20 protein-coding genes are annotated in these 19527 nt (G+C 60.7%); 8 read left to right on the top strand and 12 right to left on the bottom strand.

Features of this window, described 5'->3' with window-relative positions:
- Window positions 1-4: 4 nt before the first annotated feature.
- From aruF to acs, 8 genes are all read right to left on the bottom strand, one after another.
- The gene (gene aruF, locus F8N82_RS17485) at window positions 5-1024 is read right to left on the bottom strand and encodes an arginine/ornithine succinyltransferase subunit alpha (protein ID WP_038996448.1); all 1020 of its coding nucleotides are present in this window, start codon (window positions 1022-1024) and stop codon (window positions 5-7) included.
- 132 nt (window positions 1025-1156) lie between these two features.
- On the bottom strand, window positions 1157-2377 hold the full coding sequence (locus F8N82_RS17490; RefSeq protein ID WP_038996449.1) for an aspartate aminotransferase family protein: 1221 nt from the start codon (window positions 2375-2377) through the stop codon (window positions 1157-1159).
- Window positions 2378-2601: 224 nt separating this feature from the next.
- A complete protein-coding gene (argR, locus tag F8N82_RS17495; protein WP_038996451.1) occupies window positions 2602-3582 on the bottom strand; it encodes a transcriptional regulator ArgR in 981 nt (326 codons plus the stop codon).
- 98 nt (window positions 3583-3680) lie between these two features.
- Window positions 3681-4445 (bottom strand): ABC transporter ATP-binding protein, encoded by a 765-nt coding sequence (locus tag F8N82_RS17500; protein ID WP_038996453.1) that lies wholly within the window; start codon window positions 4443-4445, stop codon window positions 3681-3683.
- A gap of 66 nt (window positions 4446-4511) precedes the next feature.
- Complete coding sequence (locus tag F8N82_RS17505) at window positions 4512-5210, bottom strand: ABC transporter permease (protein ID WP_038996454.1); 699 nt, start codon at window positions 5208-5210, stop codon at window positions 4512-4514.
- Window positions 5207-5896: an ABC transporter permease gene (locus tag F8N82_RS17510; RefSeq protein WP_010226646.1), complete on the bottom strand. Its 690-nt coding sequence runs from the start codon at window positions 5894-5896 to the stop codon at window positions 5207-5209. Before F8N82_RS17510 ends, F8N82_RS17505 begins: the two co-directional genes overlap by 4 nt.
- A gap of 90 nt (window positions 5897-5986) precedes the next feature.
- Window positions 5987-6772: an ABC transporter substrate-binding protein gene (locus F8N82_RS17515; protein WP_036994260.1), complete on the bottom strand. Its 786-nt coding sequence runs from the start codon at window positions 6770-6772 to the stop codon at window positions 5987-5989.
- A 517-nt stretch (window positions 6773-7289) separates the two neighbouring features.
- The gene (acs, locus tag F8N82_RS17520) at window positions 7290-9251 is read right to left on the bottom strand and encodes an acetate--CoA ligase (RefSeq protein WP_038996456.1); all 1962 of its coding nucleotides are present in this window, start codon (window positions 9249-9251) and stop codon (window positions 7290-7292) included.
- A 404-nt stretch (window positions 9252-9655) separates the two neighbouring features.
- On the opposite strand from acs, the gene F8N82_RS17525 reads away from it, so the two are divergent.
- Window positions 9656-9916: a DUF2790 domain-containing protein gene (locus tag F8N82_RS17525; RefSeq protein ID WP_038996457.1), complete on the top strand. Its 261-nt coding sequence runs from the start codon at window positions 9656-9658 to the stop codon at window positions 9914-9916.
- A gap of 125 nt (window positions 9917-10041) precedes the next feature.
- On the opposite strand, the gene F8N82_RS17530 is transcribed toward F8N82_RS17525, so the two are convergent.
- The gene (locus F8N82_RS17530) at window positions 10042-11598 is read right to left on the bottom strand and encodes a sigma-54-dependent phenylalanine hydroxylase transcriptional regulator PhhR (protein ID WP_038996458.1); all 1557 of its coding nucleotides are present in this window, start codon (window positions 11596-11598) and stop codon (window positions 10042-10044) included.
- A gap of 284 nt (window positions 11599-11882) precedes the next feature.
- On the opposite strand from F8N82_RS17530, the gene phhA reads away from it, so the two are divergent.
- The 4 genes from phhA to F8N82_RS17550 all read left to right on the top strand — a co-directional run bounded on the left by phhA (window position 11883) and on the right by F8N82_RS17550 (window position 15887).
- Window positions 11883-12671 (top strand): phenylalanine 4-monooxygenase, encoded by a 789-nt coding sequence (gene phhA / locus F8N82_RS17535; protein WP_038996459.1) that lies wholly within the window; start codon window positions 11883-11885, stop codon window positions 12669-12671.
- A gap of 42 nt (window positions 12672-12713) precedes the next feature.
- Complete coding sequence (locus F8N82_RS17540) at window positions 12714-13070, top strand: 4a-hydroxytetrahydrobiopterin dehydratase (protein WP_036994257.1); 357 nt, start codon at window positions 12714-12716, stop codon at window positions 13068-13070.
- The gene (locus F8N82_RS17545; RefSeq protein ID WP_038996460.1) at window positions 13070-14263 is read left to right on the top strand and encodes an amino acid aminotransferase; all 1194 of its coding nucleotides are present in this window, start codon (window positions 13070-13072) and stop codon (window positions 14261-14263) included. Before F8N82_RS17540 ends, F8N82_RS17545 begins: the two co-directional genes overlap by 1 nt.
- A 424-nt stretch (window positions 14264-14687) precedes the next feature.
- Window positions 14688-15887: an MFS transporter gene (locus F8N82_RS17550; RefSeq protein ID WP_038996462.1), complete on the top strand. Its 1200-nt coding sequence runs from the start codon at window positions 14688-14690 to the stop codon at window positions 15885-15887.
- Here the strand turns inward: F8N82_RS17550 and arfB are convergent.
- From arfB to F8N82_RS17565, 3 genes are all read right to left on the bottom strand, one after another.
- On the bottom strand, window positions 15881-16294 hold the full coding sequence (gene arfB / locus F8N82_RS17555) for an alternative ribosome rescue aminoacyl-tRNA hydrolase ArfB (protein WP_038996463.1): 414 nt from the start codon (window positions 16292-16294) through the stop codon (window positions 15881-15883). The two genes, F8N82_RS17550 and arfB, sit on opposite strands and share 7 nt — an antisense overlap.
- Before the next feature lie 40 nt (window positions 16295-16334).
- Window positions 16335-16478 carry a hypothetical protein gene (locus F8N82_RS17560; protein WP_157771872.1) on the bottom strand — a complete coding sequence of 48 codons (144 nt, stop codon included), beginning with the start codon at window positions 16476-16478 and terminating at the stop codon, window positions 16335-16337.
- A gap of 147 nt (window positions 16479-16625) precedes the next feature.
- Entirely contained in the window at window positions 16626-16991 is a 366-nt protein-coding gene (locus F8N82_RS17565) for a helix-turn-helix transcriptional regulator (RefSeq protein ID WP_318196218.1), read from the bottom strand.
- A gap of 315 nt (window positions 16992-17306) precedes the next feature.
- Between F8N82_RS17565 and F8N82_RS17570 the strand changes: the two genes are divergently transcribed.
- From F8N82_RS17570 to F8N82_RS17580, 3 genes are all read left to right on the top strand, one after another.
- Complete coding sequence (locus F8N82_RS17570; RefSeq protein ID WP_191626735.1) at window positions 17307-17960, top strand: DUF1120 domain-containing protein; 654 nt, start codon at window positions 17307-17309, stop codon at window positions 17958-17960.
- Between the two features lie 158 nt (window positions 17961-18118).
- Complete coding sequence (locus F8N82_RS17575) at window positions 18119-18736, top strand: DUF1120 domain-containing protein (protein WP_038996465.1); 618 nt, start codon at window positions 18119-18121, stop codon at window positions 18734-18736.
- A gap of 69 nt (window positions 18737-18805) precedes the next feature.
- Window positions 18806-19417: a DUF1120 domain-containing protein gene (locus F8N82_RS17580; protein WP_038996466.1), complete on the top strand. Its 612-nt coding sequence runs from the start codon at window positions 18806-18808 to the stop codon at window positions 19415-19417.
- Window positions 19418-19527: the final 110 nt, after the last annotated feature.

Here is a 19527-nt window from a genome sequence, read left to right on the forward strand (position 1 = left end):
GGAATCAAACCGCGACCAGGCGCACGCTGGCGCCTTCACCGACGCCCAGGGCTTCGGCGGCTTCAAGACTCAGGCTGACCGGCTTGCCGGGGGCCCAGTCGAGCTCCAGCAGCACCGCGCGGTAATCCTGCAACTGGCCGTTGCTGACCAGGTACGGGCGCCCGCCCTTGCTGGCGGCATTGTCCAGCTTGACCGGCATCACCCGGCTCTGGGCAATCGAACGGATACCGGAAACCCGCGCATGCAGGGTCGGGCCACCGTCGAAAATGTCGATGTAGTGATCGGTCTCGAAGCCTTCGCGCATCAGGATGTCGAAGGTGATCTGCGCCCGTGGGTGCACCTGGCCCATGGCCTCCTGCGCGGCATCCGGCAGCAGAGGCACGTAGATCGGGTAATGGGGCATCAGCTCGGCCAGGAAGGTCCGGCTCTTGAGCCCGCACAGACGCTCGGCCGCGGCGTAGTTGAGGTCGAAGAAGTTGCGGCCGATCGCATCCCAGAATGGCGATTCACCATGTTCGTCGCTGTAGCCGACGATTTCGGTCACCACCGACTCGGCAAAACGCTCCGGGTGGGCAGCCATGAACAGCAGGCGGCCACGGGAGTTGAGCTCGGCCCAGGCGGTACCGACCAGTTCCGGCAGCACATAGAAGCTGGTCAGCAGGCTGTTGCCGGTCAGGTCGTGGCACTGCGAGAGGACGTGAATCTTGTTGTGGATCTTCAGCTCGCGAGACGCATGCACGAAGGTCTCGTTACGAAAGCTGTAGAACGGCTCGGAGTAACCGGCCGAGGCGACGATGGCCGAACAGCCGACCAGCTTGCCGGTGCTGCTGTCTTCAAGGACGAAGAAATAGCTCTCTTCACCGTTGAAGCTGACTTCGGCAGCGAAGGAGGTTTCCGAAGCGGCAATCTTGTCGCTCAGCCGACCGGCATCATCCGGCAAGGACGTGACACCAATGGGGCTGTCTGCGGCAAGACGCTGTACTTCGCCCAGATCAGCTATTTGCGCGGGGCGCATCACCAGCATGGTGTCACTCCTTTCGGGTATACAGGCCGACATCCGCCGGCTCAGAGAAAAACAGCAGGCGCCCGCAGGCACCTGCTCTGGAATTCGGTATCACCGGCCCCCGCAGGGCCGATGACAGGACTGCAGGCGTAATCAGGCCTGAGTCAGGGTTGCCGCAGCACGCTCGAAGCGGTCCAGGCCTTCGTCGATATCGGCATCTTCGACCACCAGGCTCGGAGCGAAACGCACGACGTCAGGGCCAGCTTGCAGGACCATCAGGTTTTCTTTCTCGGCGGCGTTGAAGACGTCCTTGGCCTTGCCTTTCCAGGCCTCGGAGAGCACGCAACCGATCAGCAGACCGACGCCACGCACCTGGGTGAACAGGCCGTACTTCTCGCCGATCTGCTCCAGGCGCTTCTTGAAGCGCTCGTGCTTGGCCTTGACGCCCGCCAGCACCTCAGGGGTGTTGACGATATCCAGCACCGCGTTGGCTACAGCACAGGCCAGCGGGTTGCCACCGTAAGTGGTGCCGTGGGTGCCGACGGTCAGGTGCTTGGCCAGCTCTTCGGTGGTCAGCATGGCGCCGATCGGGAAACCGCCGCCCAGGCTCTTGGCGCTGGAGAGGATGTCCGGGGTCACGCCGTAGTGCTGGTAGGCAAACAACGAGCCGGTACGGCCAACGCCGGTCTGTACTTCGTCGAAGATCAGCAGGGCGTTGTGCTTGTCGCACAGCTCGCGGGCGCCTTGCAGATAGGCAACGTCGGCCGGGACCACACCGCTCTCGCCCTGGATCGGCTCGATGACCACGGCGCAGGTCTTGTCGGAGATTTGTGCTTTGAGCGCTTCCAGATCGTTGTACGGCACGTGGCTGATGCCGGTGATTTTCGGCCCGAAACCGTCCGAGTACTTCGGCTGGCCGCCGACGCTGACGGTGAACAGGGTGCGACCGTGGAAGCTGTTAACGGTGGCGATGATCTCGTGCTTCTCTGGGCCGAAACGGTCGTGGGCAACACGACGGGCCAGCTTGAATGCGGCCTCGTTGGCTTCGGCACCGGAGTTGCAGAAGAACGCGCGGTCAGCGAAGGTCGCGTCGACCAGCTTGTGCGCCAGGCGCAGGGCCGGCTCATTGGTGAACACGTTGGACACGTGCCACAGTTTGTTGGCCTGCTCGGTCAGGGCGCCAACCAACGCCGGGTGGGCGTGGCCAAGGACGTTAACGGCGATGCCGCCGGCGAAGTCGATCAGCTCGCGGCCCGACTGATCCCAGACGCGGGAGCCCGCTCCACGGACGGGAATGAAAGCCGCTGGTGCATAGTTGGGGACCATCACCTGGTCGAAATCAGCGCGTTGTACCGGAGCGTGCGGAGCGGACATCGGAGTCTCCTGAAGAGGAACGCCTGCCTGGAACTGGCGAGCGATGAGGGGATTGTAAGGACAGATCGGCGCCTGACCTTGTCGCCAAGCGACAACTTCTTATAGCGCCAAACCCTGTTTTACCAAGGCTTACGGCAATGCGACAAATAGGGTCGCAAAGGCGCAGTTTAAACGCTGCGGGGCATGCGCGGGAGATTCTGTACGGCTGGCCCCGCGATCAAAAATCAGCCGCGCTCGGCGGGCACCGACGACAGCTCGAACGGGCTGCTGCTGCGTCGCTGATTGCGATCTTCGCGCGGTGTTGCGCCAAAGAAGTTGCGGTAGGCACTGGAGAAATGCGGCCCCGAGGAGAAGCCGCAGGACAGGCCGATCTGGATGATCGACTTGCTGGTCTGCATCAGCATCTGCCGTGCCTTGTTCAGGCGCAGTTCCAGGTAATACTGGCTCGGCACGCGATTGAGGTACTGTTTGAAGATCCGCTCCAGCTGACGGCGCGAGACACAGACATGCTGGGCGATCTCGTCGGTGGTCAGTGGCTCTTCGATGTTGGCTTCCATCAGCAGCACGGCCTGGGTCAGCTTCGGATGGCTGGAGCCCAGACGGTTCTGCAGCGGAATGCGCTGGCGCTCGCCGCCTTCGCGAATCCGCTCGACCACCAGCTCCTCAGACACCGCGCCCGCCAGCTCGGCACCGTGATCACGGGCCAGTACCGCCAGCAGCAGGTCGATCACCGACATGCCGCCGCACGCCGTCAGGCGGTCGCGATCCCAGTCGAACAGGTGGCTGGTGGCGATGACTTTGGGGAAACGCTCGGCGAAATCATCCTGCCAACGCCAGTGCACTGCGGCCCGATAGCCATCGAGCAGGCCCAACTGCGCCAACGGATAAACCCCCGCCGACAGCCCGCCAACCACACAACCGGCACGCACCAGTTGCTTGAGTGCGCTGGCCAGGCTCGAAGCCACTGCCTGCGGCGGCTCGTCAGCCAGCAAAAACAGTTTCTGGCAGCCCTCAAGCTTGCCGGCCCACGGCTCGCCCGGCAGGCGCCAGGCACCTTCACCCGGCGCTTCGGCCTGCAGGAACGACAATTCGTAGACCACTTCCGGATGAACCTTCTGGGCAACCCGCAATACCTCTTCGGCCAGCGCCAGGGTCAGGGCTTTGGTGCTGGGCCAGATGAGAAAACCGATTCGCTGGTTGGTCATGGGGTGCGATCCGAAACCTGAGAGAGGTCAAGAAGTTAGAGCCCGGTCAGGCTGCGCTTGCTACGCAGCATGACCCATTTTGGTGCAAAGCGGCAGTCTTACTTCAAGCTGCCCGAGAGGAACTGCTGCAGACGCTCCGACTGCGGGTTGACCAGCACTTCGCGCGGGTTGCCGCTCTCTTCCACCAGGCCCTTGTGCAGGAACACCAGCTGGTTCGACACCTCGCGGGCAAAGCCCATTTCGTGGGTGACCACGACCATGGTCCGGCCTTCCTGGGCCAGCGACTGCATGACCTTGAGCACGTCACCGACCAGCTCGGGGTCGAGCGCCGAAGTCGGCTCGTCGAACAGCATCACTTCCGGCTCCATGGCCAGCGCCCGGGCAATCGCCACGCGCTGCTGCTCACCACCGGACATATGCCCAGGATAGGCGTCCTTGCGGTGGGAAACACCGACTTTGGCCAAGTAGTGCTCGGCTTTTTCCAGGGCGTCTTTTTTCGACATGCCCAGTACATGCACCGGCGCTTCGATGATGTTTTCCAGCGCGGTCATGTGCGACCACAGATTGAAGTGCTGGAACACCATCGACAGGCGCGAACGCATGCGCTGCAGCTGCTTGGGATCGGCAGCCTTGAGCGCGCCGTCCTTGTTGGCCACAAGCTTGAGCTCTTCGTTGTTAAGCAGGATCTTGCCCGCATGCGGCTGTTCGAGCAGGTTGATGCAGCGCAGGAACGTACTTTTGCCCGAACCGCTGGAGCCGATGATGCTGATCACGTCGCCTGCCTTGGCCGCCAGGGACACGCCCTTGAGCACTTCGTGACTGCCGTAGCGTTTATGCAGATCTTGGACTTCGAGTTTGTACATGCTGTCGATTCTCACAAAGCAGTCAGTCTTGAGCTAACGCTCAGGGCGAAAAAGTGGGCGCAGGCCTCAGTGCTTGCGCGGCGCCAGGTAGCCGAGCCAGCGGCGCTCAGCCAGCTTGAACAGGCGCACCAGAATGAAGGTCAGGCACAGGTAGAACACGCCGGCCGTGATATAGGCCTCGAACGGCAGGTAGTACTGGGCGTTGACCGTGCGCGCCGCACCGGTGATGTCGATCAGGGTCACGATCGACGCCAGGCTGGTGGTCTGCAGCATCATGATCACTTCGTTGCTGTATTGCGGCAGCGCCCGGCGCAAAGCCGATGGCAAGAGGATGCGGCGGTACATCTTGACCCGCGACATGCCCATGGCCTTGGCCGCCTCGATCTCACCGTGCGGTGTGGCCTTGAGGCTGCCGGCGATGATTTCGGCGGTGTAGGCACTGGTGTTGATGGCAAAGGCCAGGCAGGCACAGAAAGTCGCACTGGACAGCCACGGCCAGAGGAAGCTCTCGCGCACCGCTTCGAACTGGGCCAGGCCGTAGTAGATCAAAAACAGCTGCACCAGCATCGGCGTGCCGCGGATCACGTAGGTGTAGAGCCAGGCGCTCATGTTCACCAGCGGCTGCTTGGACACCCGCATCAGCCCTAGCGGGATCGCCGCCAGTAAACCGAACAGCAGCGACAGCGCCAGCAGCTTGAGGGTAGTCAGCAGGCCGTTCAGGTACAGCGGCAGCGCTTCCCAGATGACGTTGTAGTCGAAAATCATAGATCAGCCGCCTTTACGCCAACCGAGTAGCGCTTCTCGAGGTAACGCAGGGCCAGCAGCGAAACACTGGTAATCACCAGGTACAGCGCCGCTACCGCCAGGAAGAAGGTGAAGGGCTCGCGGGTGGCATCGGCCGCCTGCTTGGCCTTGAACATCATGTCCTGCAGGCCGACCACCGAAATCAGTGCGGTTGCCTTGGTCAGGACCAGCCAGTTGTTGGTGAAGCCAGGAATCGCCAGGCGAATCATCTGCGGCACCAGCACCCGGAAGAAAATCTGCAGATTGCTCATGCCATAGGCCATGCCGGCTTCGGCCTGCCCCTTGGGAATGGCCATGAACGCGCCGCGGAAGGTTTCCGACAGGTAGGCACCAAAGATGAAGCCCAGGGTGCCGATACCCGCCATCAGCGGATTGAGGTCGATGTAGTCGTCAAAGCCGAGCAGCGGCGCGACGCGATTGAGCAGATCCTGGCCGCCGTAGAAAATCAGCAGGATCAGTACCAGATCGGGAATCCCGCGGATCACGGTGGAATACAGATCGCCGAGCCAGGCCAGCCAGCGCACTGGCGACAAACGCAGCGCCACACCGATCAGACCGAGCACGATGGCCAGGGCCATGGACGACAAGGCGAGCTGTAGCGTCAGCCACGCTCCGTCGAGGATGACTGCCCCGTAGCCTTTCAACATGATGAGGTCCTCGACCTTAGGGATGAAAAAATGGTGCAAACCTCAGAGCCTCTGCTGCTTGCACCATTGAACAGGTGAAACGTCGACGATTTACTTGGCTTCAGGGCCGTAGATGTCGAAGTTGAAGTACTTGTCCTGAATCTGCTTGTACTTGCCGTTGGCACGGATGGCCGCGATGGCAGCGTTAATGCGATCCAGGTTGGCCTTGTCGCCTTTGCGCACGGCAATGCCGATGCCGTCACCGAAGTATTTGGCGTCGGTGAACGATGGGCCAACGAAGGCGAAGCCTTTACCGGCGTCAGTCTTCAGGAAACCGTCTTCCAACAGCGTAGCATCGGCGACGGTGCCATCCAGGCGGCCAGCGGCGACGTCCAGGTAGATTTCATTCTGGGTGCCGTAAGGAACGATGGTGGCGCCTTGCGCACCCAGCACTTCCTTGGCGAAGCGGTCGTGGATCGAGCCACGCTGCACGCCGATCTTCTTGCCCTTCAGTTCAGTCAGGCCTTCGCTGACGGCAGTGCCTTCCTTCATCACCAGGCGCGCTGGAGTCAGGTAGTACTTGCCGGTGAAGTCCACGGACTTCTTGCGATCGTCGGTGATCGACATGGACGACAGGATGGCGTCGATCTTGCGCACTTTCAGTGCCGGGATCAGGCCGTCGAACTCTTGCTCGACCCAGGTGCACTTGACCTTCATCTCTTCGCACAGGGCGTTGCCGATGTCGTAGTCAAAGCCGACGATGCTGCCGTCCGGCGCCTTCGATGCAAACGGTGGGTAGGCGGCCTCGATCCCGATTTTCAACGGTTTCTCATCAGCCAGCGCTGCCAGGGAAAACACGGACAGCGCCAAGGCGCCAAGCAGTGCGAGTTTCTTCATCTGGAACTCCATCGGTAAAGGGCAATACAAGGCAGGGTTGAGGAGACTGCCCGATATGCGAATGGGTACAACGCGAGCTGCGCAGGGTCGGCATTGATGCAGACGCGACGAGCGAGTGATCGGCATTTTAACGACAGCTCCGAAGCCGATATTTCTTCAATGCGACAACTAGTTACAGAAGCGCAGGAACGCGGGGCCGGAGATATTGACAGCTTTCGCGGAATATGCAAAAGCAAAAGACAAATAACCAATCAATGAAGCAATAAGCGGGCCTATTATTGGCAAAGCCTTCTAATCCGGCAAGCGTAGCGTTTCAGCAGGTTAAAATGGACGGCTGAAACGCCCTGAAAACACACAGCGACGTTTCGCAATGCCCCGCTTTTGTGCGAAAGCGGTGACAGAAGGGTTACCGATGATTGTCGAAGTAACAGAATGCACAAAGCCCCGCCAGAGCAACCCGGCGGGGCTTTGTGTGGACGCGATCGCTGCGTAGGAGCGGGCTTGCCCCGCGATGCTTTTAAGCCGAAGCCTTGCTCATGTCCTTGTGGGTGTCGATCAGGTGCTGCACCACACCCGGATCCGCCAGGGTCGAGATATCACCCAGGCCGTCGTACTCGGCCGTGGCGATCTTGCGCAGGATGCGGCGCATGATCTTGCCCGAGCGGGTTTTCGGTAAGCCCGGTGCCCACTGGATGACATCCGGCGAGGCAATCGGACCTATCTCCTTGCGCACCCAGTTCTTCAGCTCCAGGCGCAGTTGCTCGGTGGGCTCGACGCCGCCATTGAGGGTGACGTAGACATAGATGCCCTGCCCCTTGATGTCGTGCGGCACGCCAACCACTGCGGCCTCGGCGACTTTCGGGTGGGCGACCATGGCGCTTTCGATTTCGGCGGTGCCCATGCGGTGGCCCGAGACATTGAGCACGTCGTCGACGCGGCCGGTGATCCAGTAGTAGCCATCTTCGTCGCGACGGGCACCGTCACCGGTGAAGTACATGCCACGAAAGGTCTTGAAGTAGGTGTCGACGAAGCGGTCATGATCACCATACAGCGAACGCGACTGGCCCGGCCAGGAGTCGAGGATCACCAGGTTGCCTTCGGCAGCGCCTTCGATCAGGTTGCCGAGGTTATCCACCAGTGCCGGCACCACGCCAAAGAACGGACGGGTCGCCGAGCCCGGCTTGAGCGCGGTAGCCCCTGGCAGCGGGCTGATCAGCACGCCACCGGTTTCGGTCTGCCACCAGGTGTCGACGATTGGGCAACGCTCCTTGCCGACGGTGTGGTAGTACCAGTTCCAGGCTTCCGGGTTGATCGGCTCACCCACCGACCCCAACAGGCGCAGGCTGGAGCCATCGGCACCGGCCACGGCGGCCTGACCCTCGGCCATCATGGCGCGGATGGCGGTAGGCGCGGTGTAGAGAATGTTGACCTTGTGCTTGTCGATGATCTTCGACACACGGGTAATGTCCGGATAGTTCGGCACGCCTTCGAACAGCACGGTAGTCGCGCCGTTGGCCAGCGGGCCGTAGACGATATAGCTGTGGCCGGTGACCCAGCCAACGTCGGCAGTGCACCAGTAGACTTCGCCCGGACGGTAGTCGAACACCCTCTCGTGGGTCAGCGCGGCGTAGACCATGTACCCACCGGTGGTGTGCAGCACGCCCTTGGGCTTGCCGGTGGAACCGGAGGTATAAAGGATGAACAGCGCCTCTTCAGCGCCCATTTCCTTCGGCGCGCAGTGGCTGGAAGCAACCTTCATCAGGTCTTCGTACCAGATGTCGCGGTGCTGGTGCCAGGCGATGTCGCCACCGGTGCGCTTGCAGACGATGATCTTCTGCACGCTGCTGGTTTCCGGGTTAGTCAGGGCCAGGTCGACGTTGGCTTTGAGCGCTGTGCGGCGGCCACCACGCAGGCCTTCGTCGGCGGTGATGACGATTTTCGACTTGCAGTCGATGATACGCCCGGCCAATGCCTCGGGCGAGAAGCCGCCGAATACCACCGAGTGAATCGCACCGATACGGGCGCAGGCCAGCATGGCGACCACGGCTTCGGGGATCATCGGCATATAGATGGTGACCACGTCACCACGGTGCACATCCTGGCCACGCAAGGCGTTGGCGAACTTGCACACTTGCTCGTGCAGTTCACGGTAGGTGATGTTGCGGTGCTCGGAAGGGTCATCGCCTTCCCAGATGATCGCAATTTGATCACCGCGCTCGGCCAGATGACGGTCCAGGCAGTTGTAGGAAACGTTCAGAGTGCCGTCAGCAAACCATTTGATATCGACATGGTGGTCGTCGAAGGAGGTCTGCTTGACCTTGGTGAAAGGCTTGATCCAGTCGAGGCGCTGAGCCTGCTCGCGCCAGAAGCCGTCCGGGTTGATCACCGACTGCTGGTACATGGCCTTGTAGGTCGCCTCGTCGGTCAACGTGTTGGCCGCAACCTCGGGACGAACGGGATACAGGGGAGCCGCACTCATCTTTGTTACCTCGGTGTAATAGTTGTTTTTGTATGACCTCGTTGTAACTGTACCAGACTGCGCCGGCCATTCGACGTTGGTAGTAACGCCCTCGTCTTTTCTCCCTGCGCCAGGCAGCGAAGGCTCAAGGCCGGGCCTGCGCGGCGAAAAAATAAAAAATAGCGGTAGCCTGGCAGGGGATTGTTACAGTTTCTGCCAACAGTGTTTATCAAAACCGTGGCTGTTTAAGCACAGGCCACACTCCTAGAATTCACCTCGCCAGCAACGGCACCACGATTAACTTTCTTGTAGCCCCCCACGAAGGGAAGTTAATCGGCAAATAATCGTGATAGTTGATCCTGTTGTACACGCGGCGCCACAAGCGCTGCGTGCCCCCTTACGACCTTAGACAGGTAAAAATGAAGATGAAAGCTTTACTGGTATTGGCACTGGGTAGTCTTTGCAGCGCGGCCATGGCCGACGAAGTTGCAAATGGCGGCGCCGAGCAGATTCCGGTTGAACAGTACAGTTACTCGCAGCACCTGGACATCGCCAAAGTCATTTCCATGAGCGAAGTCCCGAATGTCTGCGAAGTGGTTCCGGCGCGCATGACCTACGAAGACTCCCAGGGCAAGCGCCACGTTCTCGAATACCGAGTGATGGGTAACGGTTGCTCGAACGGTTGATCCAACGGGTTGATCGCCTGCAGCGCCTCGGTTGTCAATACACGAGGCGCGCTGCACGAATTGAAGTACACGCCTGCAACTAACAACCTGCCACTATTCCCCATACTTTATTAACTGCGGATTAATTAATCCGATTTACCAACGGCGTACTCACGCAACTTGTTGGCAATCGTGGTATGGGAAACACCCAGGCGTTTACCCAGCGCCCGACTGCTGGGATATTCGTTCATCAAGCGTTCCAGTACGGCCTTCTCGAAACGCCCGACTATTTGCCCCAGATCGCCTTCAAGGGAAAACTCCCCCAGGGGCTGCCGACCGCCGTAGTCCGGCAAGCGAATATGCTCGCTCTTGACCACCCCGCCATCGCACAGTGACACGGCCTGGAACAACACGTTCTCCAGTTGGCGGACGTTGCCCGGCCAGTGGTACTGGCTCAGGCGCTCCATGGCCGCCGGCGCAAGCTTGGGCAATGGGCAACCAATCTGCCGGCTGGCCTGATCGAGAAAGTGCTCGACCAGTGGCGGCAAACCGTCCAGGCACTCGCGCAGTGGCGGGATGTGCAGCGACAGCACGTTGAGGCGATGGTAGAGGTCCTGGCGGAACTCGCCGCGCGCGCACAGCTCGGACAGATCGACCTGGGTCGCGCAGATCACCCGCACATCCAGGTACACCTCTTCATCACTGCCTACCCGGCGAAAGCAACCGTCCTGCAGAAAGCGCAGCAGTTTCACCTGCAAGCGCGGGCTCATTTCACCGACGCCATCGAGAAACAGCGTGCCGCCGGCCGTCAGTTCCAGCAGCCCGAGCTTGCCCTCGGCCCGCGCGCCCTCGAATGCTCCCGGGCCGTAGCCGAACAATTCGGTCTCGGCCATGGATTCAGGCAAGCCGGCGCAATTGAGCGCCATCAGCGGCGCCTGGCCACGAGGGCTGGCCAGGTGACAGGCGCGCGCCAGCAGCTCTTTGCCAGTGCCGGTTTCGCCCTCGATCAGTAGCGGCGCATCCAGCGGCGCCATGCGCCGCGCCTCGCGCACCACCGCAGCCATGACCCGCGAGCTCTGGAAGATGCTGTCGAAACCGCGCAACTCCTGCTTGCGCACGTTATAGATGCGCTCGCCAATGCGATCAGCGCGGTGCAGGGTCAGCACCGCGCCGGCCAGGGCCTCACTGTCGTCGTGCTCGGACTGCAACGGCGCGATATCGGCAAGGAACACATCCCCCTTGACCTTGACCCGCAGGCCATTGATACGCGACTTGTTCGCCCGCACCAGTTCCGGCAGGTCGAAATCCTCGGCATAGCGCGACAGCGGAATGCCCGGCACCTCGTCGACCCGCACCCCGAGCAACTGCGCCGCAGCGCGGTTGGCAGCCACAATGGAGCCGCCCATGTCGATCGACAGTACCGGAAAATCCAGGGCGCCGAGCAAGGCATTGAGCTCCATGTGCCGACGCTCGCTGGGCATCAAGCCTACGCGCTTGACCCCAAAGACCCCGGCAATCGATTCGAATTTCGGCCGCAGGGCCTGGAACTGCAGGTTGATCAGGTTCGGGCAGTGCAGATAGATCGCATTGCCGTGTTCACCACCGACCTCACCACGGGCGACGTTGATGCCGTACTCCACCAACAGGTTGAGAATGTCGCGCAGGATGCCGATGCGGTTCTGGCAATGCACTTTAATACGCATGAAATGTCCTACTACTAGAAGGCGAGGTCTGCGGCACTACGGCCATTTTTCTGCAGCGACCGAAGAATAATCGTAAAGATTATGTGACAGATAGCCAGGCTTTCAAGGGACAAAGTCCCCGTTTTTTCTGGATCACTACACTTTCGTAAAGTTATCGTTACAAAACGCGAGTAAAATTCAAGGCAAACCCGCCAGCAGGACGCTGCAAACAGCCCGGTTGCGGGTTATCACTAGGGGCAATGGCTTAATCACATAACAAGAACGGCCCTCAGCAGGAGAGCAGCATGAAACAGACGCAATACGTGGCCCGCGAGCCCGATGCGCAGGGTTTTATCGACTACCCGCAACAGGAACACGCGGTGTGGAACACCCTGATTACCCGTCAACTGAAGGTGATCGAAGGCCGTGCGTGCCAGGAATACCTGGACGGCATCGAACAGCTGAACCTGCCGCATGACCGTATCCCGCAGCTCGGTGAAATCAACAAGGTGCTGGGCGCCACCACCGGCTGGCAAGTTGCCCGCGTACCTGCACTGATCCCCTTCCAGACCTTTTTCGAACTGCTGGCCAGCAAGCGCTTTCCGGTGGCGACCTTCATTCGTACCGAAGAAGAGCTCGATTACCTGCAAGAGCCGGACATTTTTCACGAGATCTTCGGCCACTGCCCGCTGCTGACCAACCCCTGGTTCGCCGAATTCACCCACACCTACGGCAAACTCGGCCTGCAGGCCACCAAGGAAGAGCGCGTGTACCTCGCCCGCCTCTACTGGATGACCATCGAGTTCGGCCTGGTCGATACCCCGCAGGGTCGCAAGATCTACGGTGGCGGCATCCTTTCTTCGCCGAAAGAGACCGTCTACAGCTTGTCGGATGAGCCCGAGCACCAGGCCTTCGATCCGCTGGAAGCCATGCGCACGCCGTACCGCATCGATATCCTGCAACCGGTGTACTTTGCCCTGCCCAACCTCAAGCGCCTGTTCGACCTGGCCCACGAAGACATCATGGGCATGGTCCACACGGCGATGAAAATGGGCCTGCACGCGCCAAAATTTCCACCCAAGGTCGCCGCCTGAGCGACCTTGCAAACCAATAACAAACCACTTGCGGAAAACCTTATGAACGCCTTGAACCAAGCCCACTGCGAAGCCTGCCGTGCCGATGCGCCACAGGTCAGCGACGAAGAACTGCCGGTACTGATCAAGCAGATCCCGGATTGGAACATCGAAGTCCGTGACGGCATCATGCAGCTGGAAAAAGTCTTCCTGTTCAAGAATTTCAAGCACGCCCTGGCCTTCACCAATGCCGTTGGCGAAATCTCCGAAGCCGAAGGTCATCACCCAGGCCTGCTGACCGAGTGGGGCAAGGTTACCGTGACCTGGTGGAGCCACTCGATCAAGGGCCTGCACCGTAACGATTTCATCATGGCCGCGCGCACCGACGAGGTCGCCAGCACCGCCGAAGGTCGCAAGTAATGCACTTCGGCGCCATTGGGCGCGTCCCGGGAGATCCGATCCTGGGGCTGATGGAGGCATACGCCAAGGACAGCAACCCGAACAAGTTCGACCTCGGTGTCGGCGTGTTCAAGGATGCCCAGGGACTGACGCCGATCCCGGCTGCGGTCAAGCAGGCCGAGCAGCGCTTGCTTGAGCAGCAGGCCAGCAAGAGCTACGTCGGTGGTCATGGCGATGCGGCCTTTGGCCGACTGATCAGCGAGCTGGTACTGGGCAGCGATTCGTCGCTGCTCAGCAACCAACGCGCTGGCGCCACCCAGACGCCAGGCGGCACTGGTGCCCTGCGCCTGGCGGCCGAGTTCATCGAGCACTGCCTGCCGGGCCGCGGCATCTGGCTGAGCGACCCGACCTGGCCAATCCACGAAACCATCTTCGCTGGCGCTGGCCTCAAGGTCAGTCACTACCCCTACGTCGGTGCAGACAACCGTCTGAACGTCGTCGGCATGCTGGCCGCCCTGGAAGCTGCGCCCAAGGGTGATGTGGTGCTGCTGCACGCCTGCTGCCATAACCCGACCGGTTTCGACCTGAGCCAGGATGACTGGCGCGCCGTGCTCGAGGTGGTGCGCCGCCGCGAGCTGCTGGCGCTGATCGACTTCGCCTACCAGGGTTTTGGCGATGGCCTGGAAGAAGACGCCTGGGCGGTACGGCTGTTCGCTGCCGAACTGCCTGAGCTGCTGATCACCAGCTCCTGCTCGAAGAACTTCGGCCTCTACCGAGACCGCACCGGCGCCCTGCTGGTGTGCAGCCATGATGCCGAAAAGCTGCTGGATGTACGCAGCCAACTGGCCCTGCTGGCTCGCAACCTGTGGTCGACGCCACCGGATCATGGTGCGGCGGTGGTTGCGCAGATCCTCGGTGACACCGACCTCAAGCGCCTGTGGGTCGAAGAAGTCGATGCCATGCGCCAGCGCATCGCCGAGCTGCGGGTCGGCCTGGTCGAGGCCTTGGCACCCCACGGCCTGAGCGAGCGTTTCGCGCATATCGCCGAGCAACGCGGGATGTTCTCCTACACCGGTTTGTCGCCGGAGCAGGTCAAGCAACTGCGTGAACGCCATAGCGTGTATATGGTCGGCACTGGCCGGGCAAACATCGCTGGGGCGGATGCGGCACGCCTTGAAGCACTGGCTGCAGCCATCGCCGACGTCTGTCGCTGAAGCCATCGCGGTCAAGCCCGCTCCTACAGATTGCTAGCGTCTGCGGGAGCGGGCTTGCCCCGCGATTCAGTTTGAAGGTCTACCACCAAGCAGGAAAATTCATACTGTCATTCAGACTCCTGTATCCTGCACTGGCTTTTACAAGCCCATGCGCGCCTTGCGCAGCCTTTCCACACACTTGCGAGGAACGACGAGATGCATGAAATCCCGAATCTTCCCTTCCCAAGCCTGAACCCAGAAGAGCAGACTCCTGCCACTCACAGCGCCGAACCAGCCCAGGCTGACCACGACGGCGACGAAACTTCCAGCGCCGACCAGGAATAATCGCGCAACGATCAGACTGTGTGAAAACGGCTGATGCAGGGACCACCCCGTCAACACGTTTTCACACCGTCAAGAATTCCTCTTCTACGAAAGCCCGCACATGCCCGACTCACCGCGCTCCCTTGCGGTCACCCTGCAAGTCGTCTCCATCGTCCTGTTTACCTTCATCGGCTACCTGAACATCGGCATCCCCCTGGCCGTGCTGCCCGGCTATGTGCATAACGACCTGGGGTTCGGCGCCGTGGTCGCGGGCCTGGTGATCAGCGTGCAGTACCTGGCCACCCTGCTCAGCCGCCCCTATGCCAGCCGTATCATCGATAACCAGGGCAGCAAGCGCGCTGTGCTGTATGGCCTGGCCGGCTGCGGTCTGAGCGGTGTATTCATGCTGCTGTCCGCCTGGCTGCAGCATGCGCCCTGGTTGAGCCTGACCAGCCTGCTGGTCGGCCGCCTGGTGCTCGGCAGCGCCGAAAGCCTGGTGGGTTCCGGCTCGATTGGCTGGGGTATTGGCCGTGTAGGAGCGCAGCACACCGCCAAGGTAATCTCGTGGAACGGCATCGCCAGCTATGGTGCGCTGGCCATTGGCGCACCGCTGGGCGTGGAGTTGGTACAACACTTTGGTTTGTGGAGCATGGGCGCCAGCATCCTATTGCTGTGCGTGCTGGGCCTGGCCCTAGCCTGGCAAAAAACCGCCGCACCGGTGGTTGCCGGCGAACGCTTGCCGTTTCTGCACGTACTTGGCCGGGTGTTCGGCCATGGCTCGGGGCTGGCCCTGGGCTCGATCGGCTTCGGCACCATCGCCACCTTCATCACCCTGTACTACGCCAGCCACAGCTGGAACAACGCCGCCCTGTGCCTGAGCCTGTTCGGCGCCTGCTTTATCGGCGCGCGCTTGCTGTTCGGCAACCTGATCAACCGCATTGGCGGTTACCGGGTGGCCATTGCCTGTCTGTCTGTGGAAACCCTCGGCCTGCTGCTGCTCTGGCAAGCGCCAAGCGCCGAGCTGGCCCTGGCCGGTGCGGCGCTGAGCGGCTTTGGTTTCTCCTTGGTGTTTCCGGCCCTGGGAGTTGAAGCGGTCAATCTGGTTTCCGCTTCCAACCGCGGCGCGGCCGTGGGCGCCTACTCGCTGTTCATCGACCTGTCACTGGGTATCACCGGGCCATTGGCGGGTGCGATTGCCGCCGGATTCGGCTTTGCCTCGATCTTTGTCTTTGCCGCTGGCGCCTCGTTCTGCGGCCTGCTGCTGAGCCTGTACCTGTATCGCCAGGCCCGACTGCACCCACCAAAGCAGCTGTCTCAGTAATCAATCTTGCCGCGCCCGGCCTTGATCGCCCCACGCTTGCTCTTGGTGTCCAGGCGCCGGGTTTTCGAACCCAGGGTCGGACGGGTCGGGCGTCGCGCCTTTTCGACCTTGGTTGCAGCCAGGATCATCTCTCGCAGGCGCTCCAAAGCATCGGCACGATTCTGCTCCTGGGTCCGATACTGCTGGGCCTTGATGATGATCACCCCGTCTCGGGTGATACGGCTGTCACGCAGGGCCAGCAAGCGCTCCTTGTAGAAGGCTGGCAACGACGAAGCCTGGGTGTCAAAACGCAGGTGCACAGCACTGGAGACCTTGTTGACGTTCTGCCCACCCGCGCCCTGGGCACGGATGGCGGTCAACTCAATCTCGTCGTCCGGTATCTGCACCGCGTCGGATAACTGCAACATCACACATCCTTAAAAGGAAACACGCAGGCCGCTGCAGCGCTCAAGACACGTTGCCACTGCCTGCCTGCGCCCCCTGAAACAGCACTTGGGCCACACGCTGCACACAGTCCTGATCGCCTGGGTTCAACTGGCGAAACAAAATCAACAGATCGCTTTCAATATCGCTCAAGGCTTCGGCAGACACAGTGAAACTGTCCTTGAGGGGGGCGCAGCTTGCATGCTCCGACATGATCATCCTTCCCTATCGAGAGTACGCATCGACAGTACGAGCAAACCTCTGCGGCCCAACTAGGACCGTTCCGAGAGCTTTGTAGGAAATCTGAGTTTATGGCTATGAGCCACTATTTTTCACGTCATGCATGGCGCCGACGATTCTATGCACAACTTCCTGGTCAGGTACAGCCAACGACCGGTACTGGGCCAGCAAGCGTTGCTCCGGTTCGCTCAAGGAAGTGCCAGCATCGATGGCATGCACTCCGGTGATCACATAACGAACATCAACACCCGCCGCGGCTACCGCAGCAAGGTAAGCGGCGTCGGGATTGCGCTCACCTTTTTCGTAACTGCCCTGAGTATTGCGATTGACCCCACCAAGCCGGGCAAAATCATCCTGCCGCAGCCCCAGGCGAGTGCGCTCCTGGCGCAGTCGCTCTCCGCTCTCTACCGATCTCGGCGCGTCGGAAGCACAATTTTTCAATCACCACCTCTTTACAAGAACGTTTTATTGGGCATAATCGGCACCCTGAAAACACAAACCCAGCCGCAGGGCACACTACCCATGCTGCTTAGAGCCGGGCAAGCGTAAGAAAAGCACATAAATGCTGGCATTCGCATCGCCAAACGCTCAAACAATGCGTCAGAAATATCGTCACGGATGACACAAAATCAGGGTTTGCCCCTGGTAACTGGCATGTTCGAGCAATCGATCACTGCCACTGAAGCCTTCCGGCGTCGATGCTACCAAAGAGTGCGCAACGGCCCGGAGGTTCCTTCTCTTTCAAAGGACCGAACCATGAGCAAAAAACGGCTGTGTACCCTGACGGCGCTGCTTACCTTTGTCAGTGCCGGCGCCAATGCCAGCAGCACCGATGTCAGCCTGACCGGCATGATCACGCCAACGGCTTGCATCCCGACACTGTCTGCAGGCGGGCGTGTCGACTTCGGCGATATCAAGATCGCCGACCTGCCGATCGAGCCGGGCATGCCCAACCACTCGCTGCTACCCCAACGCTCCTTGACCCTGCAGGTCAGCTGTGGGGCCCCAACAGCGCTGGCGCTGGTGGCCACAGGCAATCGACGCGACAGTTCCTCCACCGGCGACCCCTGGTCTTTCGGCCTGGGCAACGCCCCCAGCGGCGACACCATCGGGCACTACACCGCCGGCTGGGTCGGAAGCGCGGTGACGCTCGACAACCTCCCGGCAGAAACCCTGTACTCAGCAGACCGCGGTGCCACATGGGAACGCCTGTCCGCCGCGCTGCTCGAGCACTTGGGTGATAGCCCCAACGTGCTCCTGGGCTTTGCCACTCGTGGCCAGGCAACTCCGACGCCGGCGCAACTACTGACCCTTGGGCTGGCAGTCAACGGCTGGGTTCGCAACGACGTCGAGCATATCGACCAGGCCCTCATGGACGGCAGCCTGACCGTGGAGGTCCGGTACCTGTAGCGCAATCGTAACCTCGAACAAAAATGGCCTTACGGCCATGAAGAATCCCGGCAGACGCTGACATCCGCCCTGTTTCCGGCAAACAGGGACGGCGTGCTTGTGCCCGCAAAACGGGACCCCCGTAACACCCAACACCAACATCACATAAGGAAAACCAAGTGAAAAAATCCGTACTGACCCTGTCCCTGCTCATGACCCTCGCTGGCACCCAGGCCTTTGCCTCGACCACCGACCTGACCATCACCGGCACCATTACGCCTTCGGCGTGTACCCCGACCCTGAGCAATGGCGGTGTGGTCGACTACGGCCGCCTCAATGTCGAAGGCCTGGAAGAAACCGCCGGCGGCTACAACCTTCCAGACAAGGCCCTGGCCCTGACTGTCGCTTGCGGCGCCTCGACCCCCTTTGCACTGATCGCCACCGACAATCGTCGCGACAGCACCACCAACCCGCTCGGGTTTGGCATGGGCCTGCACGAGACCCAGCCCATCGGGACCTACTCGATGATCTTTACAGGCGCCGAGCTTGACGGCCAGCAGCACGGACCCTTGACCTCACAGGACGGTGGTACCAGCTGGAGTCCAATAACCAACGCGCGGCTGCTCGACTCGGTCTCCTATCCTGACTACCGCGTAGGTTTTGGCGCAACCGCTCCGGTTGCCGCCACCCAACTCAATGCAAACATGGCTGTGCAGGCCAGTATTGCCAAAGACCTGTCGTTCAACGACGACATCCTGCTCGATGGCAGCAGCACCCTCGAAATCGTCTACCTCTGATCAACCGCACTCTTGAGCAACAGGCGATAAAGGACACAGAAGCCTTCGCCACCCTACAAGGAATCACTTGTGAAAAAGTCCGTAATCACCCTTTCCATCCTTCTGGGCCTGGCGTGCAGCCATGCCATGGCCTCTACCACCGAACTGACCATTACCGGCACCCTTACCCCAACAGCCTGTACACCGCTACTGGGCAACAACGGGGTGGTTGACTATGGACGCCTATCCGTTGAAGGCTTGCCAGAGATAGGCTCTTACTACGAGCTGCCGGTAAAACAGTTGAGCCTGACCATTGAGTGCAATGCCTCAACATCATTTGCGCTTATTGGTACCGACAATACCAACGGCTCAGGGAGCGGTAGCTTTGGTTTGGGCAAGCATAACAACCAGGACATTGGCCAGGTCGCCCTACAGTTTACCCCCCCACAACTGGATGGTATTACGCGCACCATACTGGTGTCGGAAGACGCCGGCCAAAGCTGGCGGGCGACCGCCCTGGGCGCTATGAAACCAAGCCAAACCTACCCTGATCACCGTATTGCCTTCGGCGACACAACCCCTATTGCGGGAAGCAACCTGAGCACCAACCTGATTGTTCGCGGGCTGGTAGACAAATCGCTGCCCTACAACGACGACATTCAGCTCGCCGGCAGCGCGACCCTCGAGGTGTTTTACCTCTAATTCCATAAGGGGTGAATAACGGATGTTCGTCCCTTCCTGACACACGCCCGGCCGGCGCCGCCCCTGCTTGAAGCTCAATGGAGTTGACTCAAGGGGCCTCGCGTCGCGCG

It is taken from the genome of Pseudomonas fluorescens (assembly GCF_902497775.2).
In the GTDB taxonomy this organism is placed as follows: Bacteria; Pseudomonadota; Gammaproteobacteria; order Pseudomonadales; family Pseudomonadaceae; genus Aquipseudomonas; species Aquipseudomonas putida_F.

Excerpts from the sequence above, each read along its gene's own strand:
- aruF (WP_038996448.1), bottom strand. The coding sequence starts at position 1,024 with ATGCTGGTGATGCGCCCCGCGCAAATAGCTGATCTGGGCGAAGTACAG.
- F8N82_RS17490 (WP_038996449.1), bottom strand. The coding sequence starts at position 2,377 with ATGTCCGCTCCGCACGCTCCGGTACAACGCGCTGATTTCGACCAGGTG.
- argR (WP_038996451.1), bottom strand. The coding sequence starts at position 3,582 with ATGACCAACCAGCGAATCGGTTTTCTCATCTGGCCCAGCACCAAAGCC.
- F8N82_RS17500 (WP_038996453.1), bottom strand. The coding sequence starts at position 4,445 with ATGTACAAACTCGAAGTCCAAGATCTGCATAAACGCTACGGCAGTCAC.
- F8N82_RS17505 (WP_038996454.1), bottom strand. The coding sequence starts at position 5,210 with ATGATTTTCGACTACAACGTCATCTGGGAAGCGCTGCCGCTGTACCTG.
- F8N82_RS17510 (WP_010226646.1), bottom strand. The coding sequence starts at position 5,896 with ATGTTGAAAGGCTACGGGGCAGTCATCCTCGACGGAGCGTGGCTGACG.
- F8N82_RS17515 (WP_036994260.1), bottom strand. The coding sequence starts at position 6,772 with ATGAAGAAACTCGCACTGCTTGGCGCCTTGGCGCTGTCCGTGTTTTCC.
- acs (WP_038996456.1), bottom strand. The coding sequence starts at position 9,251 with ATGAGTGCGGCTCCCCTGTATCCCGTTCGTCCCGAGGTTGCGGCCAAC.
- F8N82_RS17525 (WP_038996457.1), top strand. The coding sequence starts at position 9,656 with ATGAAAGCTTTACTGGTATTGGCACTGGGTAGTCTTTGCAGCGCGGCC.
- F8N82_RS17530 (WP_038996458.1), bottom strand. The coding sequence starts at position 11,598 with ATGCGTATTAAAGTGCATTGCCAGAACCGCATCGGCATCCTGCGCGAC.
- phhA (WP_038996459.1), top strand. The coding sequence starts at position 11,883 with ATGAAACAGACGCAATACGTGGCCCGCGAGCCCGATGCGCAGGGTTTT.
- F8N82_RS17540 (WP_036994257.1), top strand. The coding sequence starts at position 12,714 with ATGAACGCCTTGAACCAAGCCCACTGCGAAGCCTGCCGTGCCGATGCG.
- F8N82_RS17545 (WP_038996460.1), top strand. The coding sequence starts at position 13,070 with ATGCACTTCGGCGCCATTGGGCGCGTCCCGGGAGATCCGATCCTGGGG.
- F8N82_RS17550 (WP_038996462.1), top strand. The coding sequence starts at position 14,688 with ATGCCCGACTCACCGCGCTCCCTTGCGGTCACCCTGCAAGTCGTCTCC.
- arfB (WP_038996463.1), bottom strand. The coding sequence starts at position 16,294 with ATGTTGCAGTTATCCGACGCGGTGCAGATACCGGACGACGAGATTGAG.
- F8N82_RS17570 (WP_191626735.1), top strand. The coding sequence starts at position 17,307 with ATGAGCAAAAAACGGCTGTGTACCCTGACGGCGCTGCTTACCTTTGTC.